Annotated in this window: 13 protein-coding genes; 3 read left to right on the top strand and 10 right to left on the bottom strand. The window is 41.6% G+C overall.

Annotated features, from left to right (window positions below; all coding sequences use genetic code 11):
• Positions 1–18: 18 nt before the first annotated feature.
• The 4 genes from L0Z67_RS00205 to L0Z67_RS00190 form a co-directional block, all read right to left on the bottom strand.
• Entirely contained in the window at positions 19–1,470 is a 1,452-nt protein-coding gene (locus tag L0Z67_RS00205; protein WP_062568447.1) for a TrkH family potassium uptake protein, read from the bottom strand.
• 89 nt (positions 1,471–1,559) lie between these two features.
• A complete protein-coding gene (locus L0Z67_RS00200) occupies positions 1,560–2,183 on the bottom strand; it encodes a YigZ family protein (protein ID WP_062568448.1) in 624 nt (207 codons plus the stop codon).
• Positions 2,184–2,240: 57 nt separating this feature from the next.
• Positions 2,241–3,563, bottom strand: a complete 1,323-nt coding sequence (pepQ, locus tag L0Z67_RS00195) for a Xaa-Pro dipeptidase (RefSeq protein WP_062568449.1) — start codon at positions 3,561–3,563, stop codon at positions 2,241–2,243.
• Between the two features lie 88 nt (positions 3,564–3,651).
• Positions 3,652–5,538, bottom strand: coding sequence for a transglycosylase SLT domain-containing protein (locus L0Z67_RS00190; RefSeq protein WP_062568450.1), 1,887 nt, complete (start codon positions 5,536–5,538; stop codon positions 3,652–3,654).
• 195 nt (positions 5,539–5,733) lie between these two features.
• On the opposite strand from L0Z67_RS00190, the gene fadB reads away from it, so the two are divergent.
• The 3 genes from fadB to tusA all read left to right on the top strand — a co-directional run bounded on the left by fadB (position 5,734) and on the right by tusA (position 9,458).
• The gene (fadB, locus tag L0Z67_RS00185) at positions 5,734–7,893 is read left to right on the top strand and encodes a fatty acid oxidation complex subunit alpha FadB (RefSeq protein WP_405128336.1); all 2,160 of its coding nucleotides are present in this window, start codon (positions 5,734–5,736) and stop codon (positions 7,891–7,893) included.
• 5 nt (positions 7,894–7,898) lie between these two features.
• Positions 7,899–9,065, top strand: coding sequence for an acetyl-CoA C-acyltransferase FadA (fadA, locus tag L0Z67_RS00180; protein ID WP_405128335.1), 1,167 nt, complete (start codon positions 7,899–7,901; stop codon positions 9,063–9,065).
• Positions 9,066–9,218: 153 nt separating this feature from the next.
• Complete coding sequence (gene tusA, locus L0Z67_RS00175; RefSeq protein WP_062568454.1) at positions 9,219–9,458, top strand: sulfurtransferase TusA; 240 nt, start codon at positions 9,219–9,221, stop codon at positions 9,456–9,458.
• Between the two features lie 73 nt (positions 9,459–9,531).
• Here the strand turns inward: tusA and L0Z67_RS00170 are convergent, their stop codons facing one another.
• The 6 genes from L0Z67_RS00170 to dnaN all read right to left on the bottom strand — a co-directional run bounded on the left by L0Z67_RS00170 (position 9,532) and on the right by dnaN (position 17,806).
• A complete protein-coding gene (locus tag L0Z67_RS00170; protein ID WP_062568455.1) occupies positions 9,532–9,981 on the bottom strand; it encodes a hypothetical protein in 450 nt (149 codons plus the stop codon).
• Between the two features lie 61 nt (positions 9,982–10,042).
• Positions 10,043–12,112 (bottom strand): glycine--tRNA ligase subunit beta, encoded by a 2,070-nt coding sequence (gene glyS, locus L0Z67_RS00165; protein WP_405128334.1) that lies wholly within the window; start codon positions 12,110–12,112, stop codon positions 10,043–10,045.
• An 8-nt stretch (positions 12,113–12,120) separates the two neighbouring features.
• Positions 12,121–13,020, bottom strand: a complete 900-nt coding sequence (glyQ, locus tag L0Z67_RS00160; RefSeq protein WP_054554789.1) for a glycine--tRNA ligase subunit alpha — start codon at positions 13,018–13,020, stop codon at positions 12,121–12,123.
• A 142-nt stretch (positions 13,021–13,162) separates the two neighbouring features.
• The gene (gene gyrB, locus L0Z67_RS00155) at positions 13,163–15,589 is read right to left on the bottom strand and encodes a DNA topoisomerase (ATP-hydrolyzing) subunit B (protein WP_237114648.1); all 2,427 of its coding nucleotides are present in this window, start codon (positions 15,587–15,589) and stop codon (positions 13,163–13,165) included.
• Between the two features lie 12 nt (positions 15,590–15,601).
• A complete protein-coding gene (gene recF / locus L0Z67_RS00150) occupies positions 15,602–16,696 on the bottom strand; it encodes a DNA replication/repair protein RecF (RefSeq protein WP_405128333.1) in 1,095 nt (364 codons plus the stop codon).
• A 6-nt stretch (positions 16,697–16,702) separates the two neighbouring features.
• A complete protein-coding gene (gene dnaN / locus L0Z67_RS00145; RefSeq protein ID WP_130149247.1) occupies positions 16,703–17,806 on the bottom strand; it encodes a DNA polymerase III subunit beta in 1,104 nt (367 codons plus the stop codon).
• Between the last annotated feature and the right edge of the window lie 7 nt (positions 17,807–17,813).

The following is a 17,813-nucleotide window of genomic DNA, read 5'->3' as shown; positions in this document are numbered from 1 at the left end:
TTAAATATAAACGGCTCACTAGCCACGCCAGAATGTTGGAGTGAACAATACCAGTAAGGTAAATATTTCAAGACGACCAAATACCATTGCAATGGTCAATAACCACTTAGCAGTATCGGATATCGCCCCATAATGGGCGGCAACTTCACCCAAGCCAGGACCTAAATTATTTAGACACGCTGCGGTTGCTGAAAACGCACTAATGTTATCCATACCTGTGCCCATTAGTGCCAACATGATAATCACAAACACTAAAGCATAGGCTGAGAAGAATCCCCAGACAGCTTCTACCACTTTATCTGGAAGTGCTTTGCGGCCTAGTTTAATTGAATAAATTGCACGCGGATGTACAAGACGATTAAGCTCACGAATACCTTGTAAGTAAAGTAAGAACACACGCACAACTTTCATTCCACCACCGGTAGACCCTGCACAACCACCAATAAAGCTTGAGAATATTAATAAAATAGGCAAAAACAATGGCCATGCAGAAAAGTTATCGGTAGCGAAACCTGCGGTAGTACTCATTGACACGGCTTGAAACATAGCTTGATCTAATGTTTCGTCACCATCTGCATAAATGTTATTAGATGACAGCACAGTAAAGCAGACAATCACTAGAGCGAGCTGAATAAGTAAGAACACTTTAAATTCAGGGTCACGTAAATAAACACGAATACTGCGCGAGGAGACCGCCGCATAGTGCAGCGAGAAATTTATTGCTGCAATAAGTAAAAACACCACACATATAAAGTTAATCAGTGGACTATCAAACTGCCCCATAGATGCATCGTAAGTAGAGAAACCACCAATAGCAATCGTTGAGAAAGCATGACAAATAGCATCAAACCAGTCCATTCCCGCTCCCCAATAGGCAAGCGTGCATGCGATAGTCAGTGACACATAAATGTACCAAAGGTGTTTGGCGGTATCGGCAATGCGGGGCGTCATTTTTGAATCTTTAACTGGGCCAGGAGTTTCGGCACGATACAGCTGCATACCACCAACCCCAAGCATGGGTAACACAGCAACAGCAAGTACGATGATCCCCATACCACCAAGCCACTGTAGTTGTTGGCGATAAAAAAGCACTGATTTTGGTAGGTACTCAATCCCAGTTAACACGGTTGCCCCTGTCGTTGTAAGGCCTGAAAATGCCTCAAACACAGAGTCAGCTAACGACAAACTTGGCTCTTGTAAAAAAACTAAAGGCACAGCCGCAAAGCTGCCAAGTACCAACCAGAACAACACCACAATTAAAAAGCCTTCGCGCGCTTTTAAATCGCCCCGCTCATGGCGGTTTGGATAATACGCTGCTAAACCAATCACAACACTAAAAATAAACGCAAGAACGAACGGCACACCACCACCATCTTTATAGATTAAAGATACCAGTGCTGGCGGCACCATGGTGATACTAAATAAAGCCACCAGCTGGCCTAGAATTTTTATTATGGTACGAAATTGCATCTGTGCGTATCGCTTTTTAAATATCTGATTTAGCTATTAGAGTTTATTGTCTTACAGGCTTAACTGTAAGTAAACGCTGTATGTTTATTTCATGGTGTATCTTTTTTAACGGCGAACTCAACGGCACCATGTGTTAACTCATGTATCTCTTTGATTGCCAGCTCTACTTGGCGACTATCTATTTGGATTTTCCAAGCAATATTTTCAGCAAACTGTTTTTCTATATTCAATACTTGATATTGGCTTTTCAATAACTGCTCTATAGCTCCCTGAGCACTGTAATCACTGTAGCCGACTAACTCAACGCTCGGTACTTTGGTGATTGTTTTGAGCTCACGCATGGCATTGTTTAAACTCCCGCCATAAGCACGCACGAGTCCACCGGTACCCAGCTTAATACCGCCAAAATAACGCGTTACAACAGCGGTGATCTCACCAATTCCAGACCCCGCCAGCACATTAAGCATTGGTTTTCCTGCGGTGCCATTAGGTTCTCCATCATCTGAAAAGCCATATACATGGCTACCACCTGGGTTTCCTGCAACATGTGCCCAACAGTTGTGACGCGCATCACTGTATTTATTTTGGATCTCTTTGATGAATGCTTTTGCTGACTCTAAGTTAGGAGTATGGGCAATATGCACAATAAATGTACTTTTTTTAATTTCTTCTTGGTAAAAAACAGGCTCTGCCGGATATTGATATTCAGACATATTCTTCTATCTAAAAAAATGGGGCCATTTGGCCCCTCTTGTTAATGTCGTTTGTTGTTAGTCTAGATGTAGATCACGGGTCATATTTTCTAGGCTATCATCATGAACGATAATATTATCTTCAATACGGATACCGCCAAATGGTTTAAGCGCTTCAACTTTTTCCCAGTTAATAAACTGTTTATTATCGGTTTGCGCAAGGTCGCCCAGTAACGATTCAATAAAATATAAACCAGGTTCAATAGTAAAGACTTGGTTCTTTTCGATTAAACGCGTGCAACGTAAGAATGGGTGCCCTTCAGGTGGTGCTTGATGCGCACCTTTATCATCCGCCATAAAGCCACCCATATCATGAACTTGTAAACCTAGGTGATGGCCAAGACCATGCGGGAAGAAGGTTGATGTTATACCGCGCTCAACAATTTCAGCCGCCGATAGCTTCACAATATTAAAGTCGCTCAACACCTGCGCTACACGCTGATGACAGTCCAAATGCAATTCGCCATATAACATACCTGGTTTTAATGCTTTACCTAAAGCAATTTGATGCTCCGTCATGACCTTAATTAAGTCGCTAAACTCACCCGACTGATTAAAATCATAAGTACGCGTGATATCAGCTGCGTAGCCGTTAAAATTTGCACCAGCGTCAATTAGGAATGAGCGATGTGTCTCTGGCGCTTTAGGCTCAAAGTGCGTGTAATGTAAGATTGCACAGTTTTCATTAAGCGCAACAATATTACCATATGGCATTTCATTTTCACTTTGACGCGTCGCCATTAAGTAAGCCTGTTGAATATCAAATTCAGAGCCACCTGCAAAGAAAGCATCACGTGCCGCTTTATGACCATCGACGGCAATACGGTTAGCTTGACGCAAACACTCAAGCTCGTATTGTGTTTTATATGCACGATGAAAGTGCAAATAGTTCATAACTGGCTCTGGGTTCATAATGCTAAAGCCCAGTGCTTGCGCTACGTCTAAATATTCACCAATATAGGCAAATTTTGCCTTATCGTAAGGAAGCAGTTTTTCTACCTGATCTGGTTGTACTAATAATTCAATATCAAAATACTCAGCCCAAAAATCACGAGGCTCATCAGGTACTTTATGCCAAAAATCAACTGGGCGATAAAATATCAGCTTTGGCTTAGATGCACCGTCTACAACTATCCAACAATGAGGGTTATCAATTACAGGTAACCAAGCTTTGAATTGCGGGTTAACCTTAAACGGGTAGTACATATCATCTAAAAACTGGCGCTTTGCCTGACCAGAGTGAATAACAAGGCCTTCTAAACCTTCACGCTCTGTAATTGTACGCGTGCGCTGTTGCAAGGTTGCAATATGTTCGGCATATAACACCGCTAATTTATCCATAGTAAACCCATATAAGTAAATTCGACTTAGTCGCAGTCTATCATAGTCGACCTTAACGCCCAACACAGGGGATTAAGGTCAATTAGTATCAGCCGCCCATTTTCATATCTAAAATTGGCGCAAGCACATTACCATCTCGCCCTAAGCGCGTATGGTAAACTTGCCTGTAAGCAAATACATTCTTCACGTAGTTACGTGTTTCAGTATAAGGTATAAGCTCAATCCATAACTCCGCAGGCATTGCTTGTTCAGGGATCCAACGTTTAATTCGATGATAACCTGCATTATAAGAAGCGGTGGCTAATATTTCGTTGCCGCGATTTTTCTTTTTTAAATACTTTAAGTATTCACTCCCTAAACGAATGTTCGTTTTAGGGTGAAACAACTTTCTACGCGAAACAGTACTTCTATTAATGTATTTAGCGGTGCTCGGTAATAGTTGCATTAAACCATAGGCATTGGCATGAGAGCGGGCGTCAGGCGCAAATGAGCTTTCACGACGTGAAATTGCAATACTCCATGCCATGTCTATATGATTACGGTTACTATAGCTCTCAAATACATCTTTAAACGCAAATGGGAAACGCAAATCAACATAATCCCATTCTTTAATTTGTGCCAAGGTATAAATAGTGCTGTCATACCAATCAAGCTCAGCAGCAAGCATTGATGCCGCGAGCTTTTCTTCTTTGGTTGATGTACCTGTTAAGTAATTCCACTCCCTGCGAGCTGACGTGTAGCGCTCAAGCTCATAAAGTGCACGCGCACGCTTAAAGCCTGGTGCATTTGCGACTTCTAGTTGGAGCTTATCAGAAATTTGCAACTGTTGATTATTTAGACTAACCGGAATACCTAATCGAGCAGATGCTAAAAAGCCGTAATAATCGCGCTCTTTGGCAACTTTTTGCCAAAGAGTGCGGGCATCTTCAACTTCGCCACGCTGATTTAAGCTATATGCTAACCAATATTGCTGACCTAGGCTTAGGTTTTCTTTACCAGTAAAAAACGCCACAATACCAGACCAATCTTGCAGTTCGAGCATATTAGCAAGCTGCCACTGCATTAACTTCGTTGTTTGACGCTCTTTAGGCACCTTATTTAACCAAAAGCGAGCTTGTTTATGCCCGCTTGAGGCAAGCGATAGTGCAAAGTTGTAGTACACATCCGCTTTTTGTTCTTCCGTGTAAACAAACATTTTTTCAAGCTTTTCCCATGCTCGAAGCGCTAACTCTTTATCACGCCAAACTAAGCGTTTCACCCCGTATAATGCTATTTGCCCTTCTTTGGCTGTCTTTTTCTTGAAGCGATATAAACCAGCCGAAGCACTCGGGTCTTTGCGTACTTTTAAATATAAATCAGCCAAGTACTGCTCATCTTTAGGGAGTAATGACTTTAGGTAAGGCAATAAGCTTGACGTACCCCCTTCTGCAGCGAGAGAAACTCGTTGCCAAATGCGTTCTTGTGTTTGATAACCTTCTTTTTTCCAAAGTGAAAAAAGTGTGTCGCATTCTTTTGGTTGAGAATGCCCTACCACCCATAAATCACTAACTTGATTCATTATTGCTTCTTTAGGCGCACCTAAGTCCAATTGAAAGCTTAAATAAGGACAAGTCAATTCGTTATTACTGGTCTCTCTGTAATTACGAATATAAGCGGCTTTTTTATTGTTCTGTTTTAAGTAGTTAAGCCATGCTTTACGCACAGGCCACTCTAATGGCGTATTACGATAAACATTAAGATAGTTTTCTATTTCTGTTTGATGCTTCAAACTTGGGTTTCGTTGCCAATAAGCTTTTTCGACGTAAGGCTTTAGCGGGTGGTCTAATCCATTGGCCGCCTCTTTCATATCGTCATAATCACCGTATCGCGCCTTTTTTTCTGCTTTTAAAAAAGCGTCATGTTTGTCGTTGGCTTCAGCTGCAAAAAAAGGAAAAAGTAATGCGGCAGCTGTCCAACCAAGGAGTTGTTTTTTCATGATGACCTTTAACAAAAATTAAAGAATTAATAACAAAAAACTTCTTCTACACCTTAGCACCAAACCAGCTATATTTTAACCAATAGCGATAAAGCGCAGTAAATTTTTCGTTGCATTTTCATTTTAAAGCAAGCACACTGATTGAAATGCAAACTCATCGTACCAGTCTTAGTTAATAAACTAGGGAGAATAATAATGTTATATAAAAGCGATTCATTTGAAGTTGCTTTCATCAAGGACAACATCGCCGAGTTTAAGTTCTGTGCAGACGGCTCAGTAAATAAACTTTCGCAGCAAACCTTGCAAGATTGCGCTTTAGCATTAAAAGAATTGGCAACAAACTCAGATATCAAAGGCATGGTGTTCACCAGCGATAAAGATCATTTCATTATCGGTGCCGACATTTTCGAATTTTTACCTACTTTCACTAAACCGCAAGAAGAATTGGTTGCATGGATCAAAAATGCAACTGACGTTTTTGACGCGATTGAAGATTTACCTTTCCCAACGCTAAGTGCTGTAAACGGCATGGCGCTTGGCGGCGGGTGTGAGTGGGCACTTGCTACCGATTATCGCGTTGCTAGCTCTAACGCTAAAATTGGCCTACCTGAAGTTAAACTAGGCATTATGCCTGGTTTTGGTGGCACAGTTCGCCTTCCACGCCTTATTGGCGCTGATAATGCGATGACATGGATCACTACAGGTAAAGAAAACCGCGCTGCTGATGCCCTAAAAGTAGGTGCATTTGACGCGGTAGTTAGTGCTGACAAACTTTTAGAGTCAAGTATTGCAACACTTGAGCAAGCAGTTGCTGGTAAGCTAGATTGGCAAGCGAAACGACAAGTAAAATTACAGCCACTGAAAATGAACCGTGTTGAGCAAGGTATGAGCTTTGCGATGGCTGAAGGCATGGTAATGGGTAAAACGAAAGGTCACTACCCAGCACCTGTTATGGCTGTAAAAACAATCAAAGCTGCAGCCAACTGTGAACGCGCTGAAGCAATGGCAATTGAAAACGCTAACTTTGCTAAACTTGCAGCAACAAGTGAAGCTGCCGCGCAAACAGGTATTTTCTTAGCTGACCAATACATTAAAGGTAAAGCGAAGAAACAAGCTAAACACAGTGAACTTGAGATAAAACAAGCCGCTGTATTAGGTGCAGGTATTATGGGCGGTGGTATTGCTTACCAATCGGCTTATAAAGGCACGCCTATTATCATGAAAGACATCAACCAAGATGCACTTGATTTAGGTATGGGTGAAGCATCTAAGCTACTAGGTAAGAAAGTACAACGTGGCCATATGGCGATGGATAAGATGGTTGCCACTTTAGGCAAGATCAAACCAACACTAAACGATGCAGACCTACAAAGCGCTGACATTGTTGTTGAAGCCGTGGTTGAAAACCCTAAAGTGAAGCAAGCCGTTCTTGCGGGTCTTGAAAAAGACTTACCAGCAGGCACTATCCTAACTTCAAATACCTCAACAATTCGTATTGACGAGTTAGCGTCTGCACTTGAGAAACCAGAAAACTTCTGTGGTATGCACTTCTTTAACCCAGTGCCAAAAATGCCACTAGTAGAAATCATTCGTGGTGAAAAAACATCAGAAGCAACAATTAATGCGGTTGTTGATTACGCATTAAAACTGGGCAAATCACCAATCGTTGTAAACGACTGCCCTGGCTTCTTTGTAAACCGCGTACTCTTCCCTTACTTTGCAGGTTTCAGCAAACTTGTTGTTGAAGGTGCTGACTTCACGAAAGTTGATAAAGTAATGGAAAATGTATTTGGTTGGCCAATGGGTCCTGCGTACCTTCTTGATGTGGTAGGTATTGATACAGCTTACCACTGTACTGGTGTAATGGCTGACGGTTTCCCTGAGCGTATGGCTCGCCAAGATAAAGACCCTGTTACTGTATTTGCAAACGAAAAACGCTTTGGCCAGAAAAATGGTGCTGGTTTCTACCAATATGCACCAGACCGTCGTGGTCGCTTGAAAAAAACTAAAGATGCAACAGCAACTGAGCTACTAAGTGCTATCACTGATGCACCGAAAGATTTCGATAAACAAGAAATCATTGACCGTTGTATGATCCCGATGATCAACGAAGTTCTACTTTGTTTACAAGAAGGTATCGTAGCGTCTCCACAAGAAGCTGACATGGCGCTAATTTACGGCATTGGTTTCCCTCCATTTAGAGGCGGTGCATTCCGTTACTTAGATCAAACTGGTTTAGCGAACTTTGTTGCAACAGCAGACAAATACGCTCACTTAGGTGCGATTTACCAAGTATCAGATGAAACTCGCAAGTGGGCCGAAGAAGGCCGTGTATTCTATAAGGTGGAAGGATAAGAAACATGAATAATCCAGTAATCGTAGATTGTATCCGCACACCAATGGGTCGTTCAAAGAACGGCGTATTCAAAAACAAGCGTGCGGAAGATTTAAGTGCTCACTTAATGAAAGGTTTGTTAGACCGTAACCCAGCCGTTGATCCAGCATCAATTGATGATATTTACTGGGGCTGTGTACAACAAACTTTAGAGCAAGGTTTTAACATTGCTCGAAACGCAGCACTCCTTGCCGGTATCCCTCACTCAGTACCAGCAGTAACAGTTAACCGTCTATGTGGTTCATCGATGCAAGCTCTGCACGATGCAGCACGCGCTATTATGACTGGCGCTGGTGATACCTATATCATTGGTGGTGTTGAGCACATGGGTCACGTACCTATGACTCACGGTAATGATTTTCACCCAGGTTTATCAACGTCTGTGGCACAAGCTGCTGGCGTAATGGGTTTAACAGCAGAGTACCTTGCAACGCTGCACGGCATTAGCCGCGAGCAACAAGACGAATTTGCTTACCGCTCACACCAACGTGCACACGCTGCAACAGTTGAAGGTCGCTTCCGTCGTGAAATCCTAGCAATGGAAGGTCACGATGCAGATGGTTCTTTAATCTTAGTTGAAGACGATGAAGTAATCCGCCCAGAAACAACTGTTGAAGGCTTATCGCAACTACGCCCTGTATTCAATCCAGCATCAGGTAGCGTAACTGCAGGCACTTCATCTGCACTTTCTGACGGCGCGTCAGCAATGCTTGTAATGAGCGAAAAGAAAGCTAAAGAACTTGGTTTACCAATTCGTGCGCGTATTAAATCAATGGCTGTAGCAGGTTGCGATCCATCAATCATGGGTTACGGCCCTGTTCCTGCATCGCAAAAAGCACTTCAACAAGCAGGTATCACTATTGACGATATCGATGTTGCAGAGCTTAACGAGGCATTCGCAGCACAATCTCTACCAGTATTAAAAGACTTAGGTCTGATGGACGTGGTAGATGAAAAAGTTAACCTAAATGGTGGTGCAATTGCACTTGGTCATCCACTAGGTTGTTCTGGTTCACGTATTAGCACAACGCTTGTTCACCTAATGGAAGATAAGAATGCTAAGTACGGTCTAGCAACAATGTGTATTGGTTTAGGCCAAGGTATTGCAACTGTATTTGAGCGCGTAGAATAACGAGCTCACACCAAACATCTTGGTGATAAAAAGGCGCATTGATTTACTCAGTGCGCCTTTTTTATTTGCGTTGCTTTCTGTTATTGAAACTGGCAGCAATAGAAAGTTAAAATAGCCGCTTATTAATCGTCTCTTTCATCCAAAAGGTCAGCCATGAGTTTTGATAATCCCGATCACCAATTAGATGCACTTGGCCTTCGTTGTCCAGAACCTGTCATGATGGTGCGTGGCGCAGTACGTAAAATGAAAGATGGCGAAACATTACTTATCATCGCCGATGACCCATCAACCACCCGCGACATTCCAAGCTTTTGTACTTTTATGGATCACACGCTAGTGGCTAAAGATGTTGAGCAAGCGCCATTTAAATATTTGCTGAAGAAAGGACTATAGGCTAGATAAATAAGATGAGAGTGAGCATTTAATTGTTACCTTTATCAATTAAAAACCCACTCAAAAACTCCAGTTACTTTTTAGTAACTGTCACTTTTGGCTTATTACTATTGCGGTAATCAAAGCTCACTACATACACGCCTTTTGTCGCTGGTTTAAAACTAAAGTAGTTGTAAATAGTATTACAATCGGCAATGGCAGCCTGACCTAATAATAGTACTTGTCCTGCGGGGTCCATGTCACTATAACCACAGTTATAGCCTTGACTAAAGTTAGCATCAGCCACTTTAAATTCATAGATTTTTCCTGGTGTTGAGAACGTTACTTCTGCTTGGAAGATACCTGATGCAACTTGCTCAAGTATATATTGTGGTTCAGCATCCCATAACGTAAAGTCGCCACGCAGGTACATGGTACGGTCTAAGTCTTTGCTTGGCAGCATGTCGTCAATGCTTGGCATTTGTATTTGGCTCGTACAGGCTGTTAATAAACCTGCTAATGCTAAAGTAATTACACGTTTCATTACTGTTCCTTATGCTACTAAAAAGCCAGCACAAAGCTGGCTTTTATTAATTGGCTACTACTTACTTCTGAAGTACAGAAATATCAGCAATATCTAAAAACAGACGGCTTAACTGACTTAATAATGCTAAACGGTTTTGTTTAACCGCTTCGTCATCTGCCATTACCATGACATTATCGAAGAAGTTATCAACACTCTCACGGATACCTGCAAGTTGTGATAGTGCTTCTTGGTAATCGCCATTTGCATACAAAGGTGCAAGCTCGGTTGCAAACTTAGCTACGTGTGACGCTAATACTTTCTCTGCGTCATCGCTTAATAGGCTCTCATTCACATCACCTTGTGTTGTGATGTCATTCTTAGCCAAAATGTTGCTTACACGTTTATTTGCCGCTGCAAGTGCTTCTGCTGCGTCTAATGTACGGAAGTGACTTACCGCTTTAACGCGACGATCGAAATCAACTGGTTTAGTTGGACGACGTGCTAGTACCGCTTGAATGACATCAACTTCGATACCTTCGTCTTGATACCATGCGCGGAAACGCCCTAGCATGAACTCAAACACATCCGTTGATACATTCAGGTTAGTTAGCTTTTCACCGAATAGCGTTTGTGACTTAGCAACAAGATCTAAAATATCTAGCGGTAATGATTTTTCTACCATGATGCGTAAAGCACCAATGGCAGCACGACGAAGTGCAAATGGATCTTTGTCACCCTTTGGCGCTTGGCCAATACCAAAAATACCTACCAGCGTATCAAACTTATCCGCAATTGCGACCGCACAGCTGATCACATTTGTTGGTAAGTTATCGCCCGCAAAGCGAGGCATATATTGTTCGTTTTGCGCCAGTGCAACTTCTTCGGCTTCACCGTCGTGACGAGCGTAATGCATACCCATTACACCTTGTACGTCGGTAAACTCCATGACCATTTCGGTCATTAAGTCTGTTTTACTTAGAAGACCTGCACGCTTAGCAAGCTCTGCGTCGGCACCTAATTGCTCTGCAATGTAACCTGCAAGTTCACTAATACGCTCAGATTTATCTTTCAGCGTACCAAGTTGCTTTTGGAATAAAACAGTATCTAACGACTCTAAACGACTCTCTAACGTTTTCTTCTTATCAGTTTCGTAGAAGAACTGCGCATCAGCTAAACGAGGGCGTACAACTTTTTCGTTACCAGCAATTACCACGCTCGGATCTTTACTTTCGATATTAGAAACAAATAGGAACTTGTTAAGTAAGTTGCCATCTTGGTCTAATAACGGGAAGTACTTTTGGTCGTCCTTCATGGTATAGATAAGCGCTTCTGAAGGGACATCTAAGAATGCTTCTTCGAATGTTGCTGTCAGCGTTACTGGCCATTCAACCAACGATGTTACTTCTTCAAGTAAGTCTTCATCCATCGCTACTTTTGCATTTACAGCGCTAGCTGCTGCTTCAATCTGTTCGCGAATTTGTGCTTTACGCGCTTCGAAGTCAGCGACAACGTAAGCAGATTTCAGCACATCAAACACATCATCAGCGTGGTTGATTGTTACTTTTTCTGGGTGATGGAAACGGTGACCTTGTAATTGGTTGCCAACTTGCTTACCAAGGATTTCGCCTTCAATTAGCGTGCTACCAAACAAAATAGTTGCAGTGTGTACTGGGCGAATAAATTGTGTTTTATTTGCACCCCAACGCATTGGTTTAGGGATAGGTAATTTAGCAAGTGCTTTGTTTACAGCTTCACTCATAAGCGATGTCGTTGCTTGACCTTCAACCTGTGCTTTATGTAATAACCAAGCGCCTTTATCTGTTTCTAGCGTTTGTGCGTCGCTTACATCGATGCCACAGCCACGAGCCCAACCCATTGCGGCTTTAGTTGGATTACCATCGGCATCAAACGCTGCTGCAACTGCAGGGCCACGCTTTTCTACCACCTTGTCACTTTGTTTAGCTTCAAGTGCAGTAACACGTAAACCTAAGCGACGTGGTGATGCGTACCAGTTAACGCCTTGATGATTTAATTCTAAGCTTACAAGCTCAGTTGCTAAGTTCTCAGCAAACGACTCAGCAAGTTTACGAAGTGCTTTCGGTGGCAACTCTTCAGTGCCAATTTCTACTAATAAATTTTCTGCTGACATGCTAATTCTTAATCCTTACAAAGCGGGAAACCAAGAGCTTCACGGGCATCATAGTAACTTTGCGCACATGCTTTTGATAAAGCACGAACACGTAAGATATAACGTTGACGTTCTGTTACTGAGATAGCGTGACGAGCGTCTAATAAATTAAACGCATGTGATGCTTTCATTACTTGCTCATAAGCTGGTAATGGTAAGCCTGCTTCAATTAGCTTTTCGCTTTCTTTTTCACAATGATCAAACTGTGCAAATAAGAACTCAACATCCGCTTGTTCGAAGTTATAAGCTGACTGCTCTACTTCATTTTGATGGAATACATCACCGTATGTCACACGACCCATAGGACCGTCTGCCCATACTAGGTCATAGATACTATCTACGCCCTGAATATACATTGCTAAACGCTCAAGACCATAAGTGATTTCACCGGTTACTGGTGAGCACTCTAATCCACCAACTTGTTGGAAGTAAGTAAACTGAGTTACTTCCATGCCGTTTAACCAGATCTCCCAACCTAGCCCCCAAGCACCTAATGTAGGTGACTCCCAGTTGTCTTCTACAAAGCGAACTTCATCAGTTAGTGTATCGATACCAACAGCAGCTAATGAGCCTAAATACAGCTCCTGGATGTTTTCTGGCGATGGCTTTAATACTACTTGGAATTGGTAGTAGTGCTGTAAACGGTTCGGGTTTTCACCATAACGACCATCAGTTGGACGGCGGCATGGTTGAACATACGCGCTCGACATTGGCTCTGGGCCAATCGACTTTAAGAAAGTTAACGGATGAAATGTCCCTGCTCCCACTTCCATATCGAGTGGTTGAGCAATCACACAGCCTTGCTGTGCCCAATAGTCCTGTAAAGCCAGGATCAAACCTTGAAAGGTTTTAACGTCATATTTTTGCATATTTGGCTTATAGTATCTGGTGCGTTTAGTCTGAAAATTGCTCTCAGTATACCTTGTGTGCAGTAAGGTTTTAAGCAGTTTGTGCTTTTTCAGTAATAAAAAAAGGAGCCAGTTGGCTCCTTTTTAAATATCTATTTTAACTTTATACGTCTAAGTTAACTACGCGTAGCGCATTCGTTTCAATAAAGTCACGACGAGGTTCAACTTGGTCACCCATTAATGTCGCGAACAATTGGTCAGCTGCAACAGCATCTTCAATTGTTACTTTCAACATCCGACGTGCACCAGGGTCCATGGTGGTCTCCCAAAGCTGATCTGGGTTCATCTCACCGAGTCCTTTATAGCGTTGGATGTATAGTCCACGCTTCGATTCAGAGATTAACCACTCTAATGCATCCACAAAGTTATCAACAGCTAATGTCTTCTCACCACGTTGAACATAAGCGCCTTCTTCAAGCAAGTTTGCAATGTTTACACCTGTCGCAGCAATACGCTTATAATCACGCGATGTAATGAAGTCGAAGTTCAATACATGTGCTTTATCCACACCATGCTGGCGAATATTCACAACAGGATAATACATATTGCGCTCAGTATCGTGCTCAGTGCCCGCGTGGAAAATAGTTGCATCTTCATCACGTGCAATTAAGTCGTCAACTAGCGTGTTAGTCCACTCTTTAACTTTTGCTTCATCTGCTAAATCTGCTTCTGTAATTTCGCTTTGATAAATTAAACGTTCCATAACCGAGTTTGGATATTTACGTTTTAAGCGCTCAATTACTTTAACTGTATTTTGATAGTCGTGAACAATTCTTTCTAATTCTTCACCTTCAAGTGCAGATGCCCCTTCACTTGTATAAAGTGCAGCATTGTTTAATGCTAATGATGTTAAGTAATCAACTAACGCTGGGTCATCTTTAATGTAGCGTTCTTGCTTACCTTTTTTCACTTTATAAAGTGGCGGTTGTGCAATGTAGATAAAGCCTTTTTCTACAATCTCTGGCATTTGACGATAGAAGAAAGTCAGTAGTAAGGTACGAATGTGTGAACCATCCACGTCCGCATCGGTCATGATAATGATACGATGATAACGTAGTTTTTCTGGGTCATATTCATCACGACCAATACCACAACCTAATGCAGTGATTAGAGTTGCTACTTCTTGAGAAGAAAGCATCTTATCAAAGCGTGCTTTTTCAACGTTAAGAATCTTACCTTTTAGTGGCAAGATAGCTTGATTTTTACGGTTACGACCCTGCTTAGCTGAACCACCTGCAGAGTCACCCTCCACTATGTATAGTTCAGAAAGTGCTGGATCTTTTTCTTGGCAATCTGCCAATTTACCAGGTAAACCAGCTAAATCCATTGCACCTTTACGACGTGTCATTTCACGTGCTTTACGCGCTGCTTCACGAGCGCGTGCCGCATCAATAATTTTGCCAACAACTGTTTTCGCATCAACAGGGTTTTCTAATAAGAACTCGGTTAGTTTTTCTGCCATTGCTTGTTCTACAGCAGATTTCACTTCACTAGATACTAGTTTATCTTTGGTTTGTGATGAGAATTTTGGATCGGGAACTTTAACGCTTACAACCGCAGTTAAGCCTTCACGAGCGTCATCACCCGTTGCATTGCTTGTTGTTTTCGCTTTTTTGTTAAAGCCTTCTTTTTCCATGTAGTTATTTAGCGTACGCGTTAATGCTGCTCTAAAGCCAGCTAAGTGCGTACCACCATCACGTTGGGGAATATTATTTGTGAAACAGTAAATGCTCTCTTGGAAGCCATCATTCCACTGCATTGAAACTTCTACACTAATACCGTCTTCTTCACGCTCATGGGTAAAGTGGAAAACACTTTTATGCACAGGTGTTTTATTGCGGTTTAGATATTCTACGAATGCTTGAATACCGCCTTCATATTTGAAGTGGTCATTTTTAGATTCTTCACGCTCATCAGTAAGAATGATACTTACACCAGAGTTCAAGAACGAAAGCTCACGTAAGCGCTTTGCTAAAATATCATAGTGAAAGTTTAGATCAGTGAATGTTTCACCACTTGGCCAGAAACGTAGTTCAGTACCTGTGTCAGTTGCATCACCAATTACAGCTAATGGCGCATCTGGTACACCCATAGTATAAGTTTGTTGATGTACTTTACCTTCACGGCGAATTGTTAGTTGTAGTTTTTCAGATAGTGCATTTACTACCGAAACACCTACGCCGTGTAAGCCGCCCGATACTTTATATGAGTTATCATCGAACTTACCACCAGCATGAAGTACCGTCATGATAACTTCAGCCGCTGACACACCTTCTTCTTCGTGAATAGATGTAGGAATACCACGACCGTTATCTCTTACAGAGACTGAACCGTCTAAGTGAATCGTTACAAAAATATCATCACAATGACCAGCTAAGGCTTCATCGATAGAGTTATCAACAACCTCAAACACCATGTGGTGTAGGCCTGTACCGTCATCGGTATCCCCTATATACATTCCTGGACGCTTTCTTACTGCGTCTAATCCTTTAAGTACTTTAATACTCGACGAATCGTAATTCTCAGACATGGTTAATCCCACTTATCTTGTTATTAGGTTGCCATGTTTCACGTGGAACATTTTTAGTTCTCGTTGCATGGGTTCCACCACAGCAGAAATACTTTCAGATAAAATTGATGAGATAAAAAGTTGCGAATCGCAATGAGTCAAAAGCTGACCCACTTTTTCTTTTGTATCTTCACCTAGTTCTGAAGGTAAGTCATCTATTAGCAATATAGATTGCTTATCTGTTTCTGACTCAATTAAGCTATTTTGCGTTACTTTTAACGCATAAAGCAAGAGCTTCAATTGACCGCGAGAAAATGTATTTTCTACACTGTTACCAGAAACACTAAAACTAAAATCAGCTTTATGCGGACCTTTACTTGTGAAACCTTGTTTGGCATCACGTTCAAAGCTTTGCTCAAGCGCCTCTGAGAGCGTTTCACTCTCTTTCCAACCCGCATGAAAGTTAATTTCTAAATCGCTTACAAGCGTTAATTCTGCACACATTTTATCAAAAAACTGCTGTTTAAACCTACTTATATACGCGATTCTTAAATTATTTATTTGTTCAGCTAGTCTAACAAATTCTTTGTCCCAAAACTTGATCTGTTCGAAATAATCTCGAGGTTTACTTTTCAGTAAAGCATTACGTTGTTTCAGTACTTTATTAAAGGACTGCCACAAATAAAAAAAGTCATGTTCCACGTGGAACAATCCTAAATCGAGAAATTTTCTGCGCTCTTTTGGTCCACCAAAAAATAATGAATAGCTTTCAGGAGTAATAACTTGTACAGGTATTAGCTGAGCTAATTCAGAAATTTTACGGCTCGTTTTACCCTGAATCTTTAAAGATGTTTCACCCGCTTGGTTTTTACTTATACCAATCGGAATAGACAAATCATGTAGCGTTTTGCGTCCATGGATAACAAAGTTGTTCTGTTGATGCTGAATAATATTTTTATGTTTGGCGGTACGAAATGATTTACCGTGAGAAAGGAAATATATCGCCTCAAGGAGGCTGGTTTTTCCGCTGCCATTCTCGCCATAAATTATATTAATTCCATTTACAGGCTCAAGTGTCAGCGCCTCAATATTACGAAAATTATTGAGGCTTAAATGACTTAAACTCATACAAGCTTATAGGCGCATCGGCATAACAACGTACATAGCTTCTTCGTCGCCCGCACCTTCAATTAGCGCACTACTATTAGAGTCTGCAAGCGTAAACGTTACATCTTCTGTTTTTAATGTATTTAGTACATCAAGCACGTAAGAAACGTTAAAGCCAATTTCAAGTTCGCCGCCTTGGTACATTACTTCAACCACTTCTTCAGCTTGTTCTTGCTCAGGGTTATTTGCCGTAATTTTCAATAAACCTTCAGACAGATTTAGTCGTACTCCACGGAACTTTTCATTCGATAAAATAGACACACGTTGGAAAGCACTACGTAACCACTCTCGGTTAGCAGTAATGACTTTGTCTCCTCCACGCGGCAATACTCGACGATAATCAGGGAAACGACCATCAACCAGTTTACTGGTAAACGTAAATTCAGTATCAATAATACGAATATGATTAGCACCAAATTGAATGGTTACTAGCTCATCATCAGCCACCATTAGGCGCATAATTTCTTGCACACCTTTACGTGGAATAATTAACTGACGCTGCGTATTTAAAGATTGTGGTAATTGTTTTTGTGCAATCGCCAAACGGTGACCATCTGTCGCCACTGTCTTAATATCTGTGTTATCAACCTCAAATGACATACCGTTCAAGTAATAACGGACGTCTTGATTCGCCATAGAAAAATGCGTGCTTTCTAAAAGCTTACGCAGCTCTAAACGTGTTAGTTGAAATTCAACTTCACCATCCCACTGCTCAAGATTCGGAAAATCTTCAGCAGCCAAGGTTGTTAAAGAAAAACGGCTTTTACCACTTGTTAGTAGTAACTGATGATCTTGGCTACTTAACGTAAGGTCAGAGCCATCGGGTAAACTTTTACAAATATCGAGTAATTTTTTAGCTGGTAAAGTTAGCTTGGTATCTGCCGTATCTTCACCAACAAAAACACTGGCCACTAACTCAATTTCAAGGTCTGTGCCTGTCATTGAAAGTTGCCCGTTTTCAACAACTAACAAAACGTTCGATAAAATTGGTAAGGTGTGCTTACGCTCAATCGCACCTGACACTTGAACTAAAGGTTTTAAAAATTGCTCTCTTGATATTGTTATTTGCATAATAAAG

Source organism: Pseudoalteromonas sp. PB2-1, assembly GCF_045040605.1.
Classification (GTDB): Bacteria; Pseudomonadota; Gammaproteobacteria; order Enterobacterales; family Alteromonadaceae; genus Pseudoalteromonas; species Pseudoalteromonas arabiensis.
This window is presented reverse-complemented; position numbering and strand designations above follow the sequence as displayed.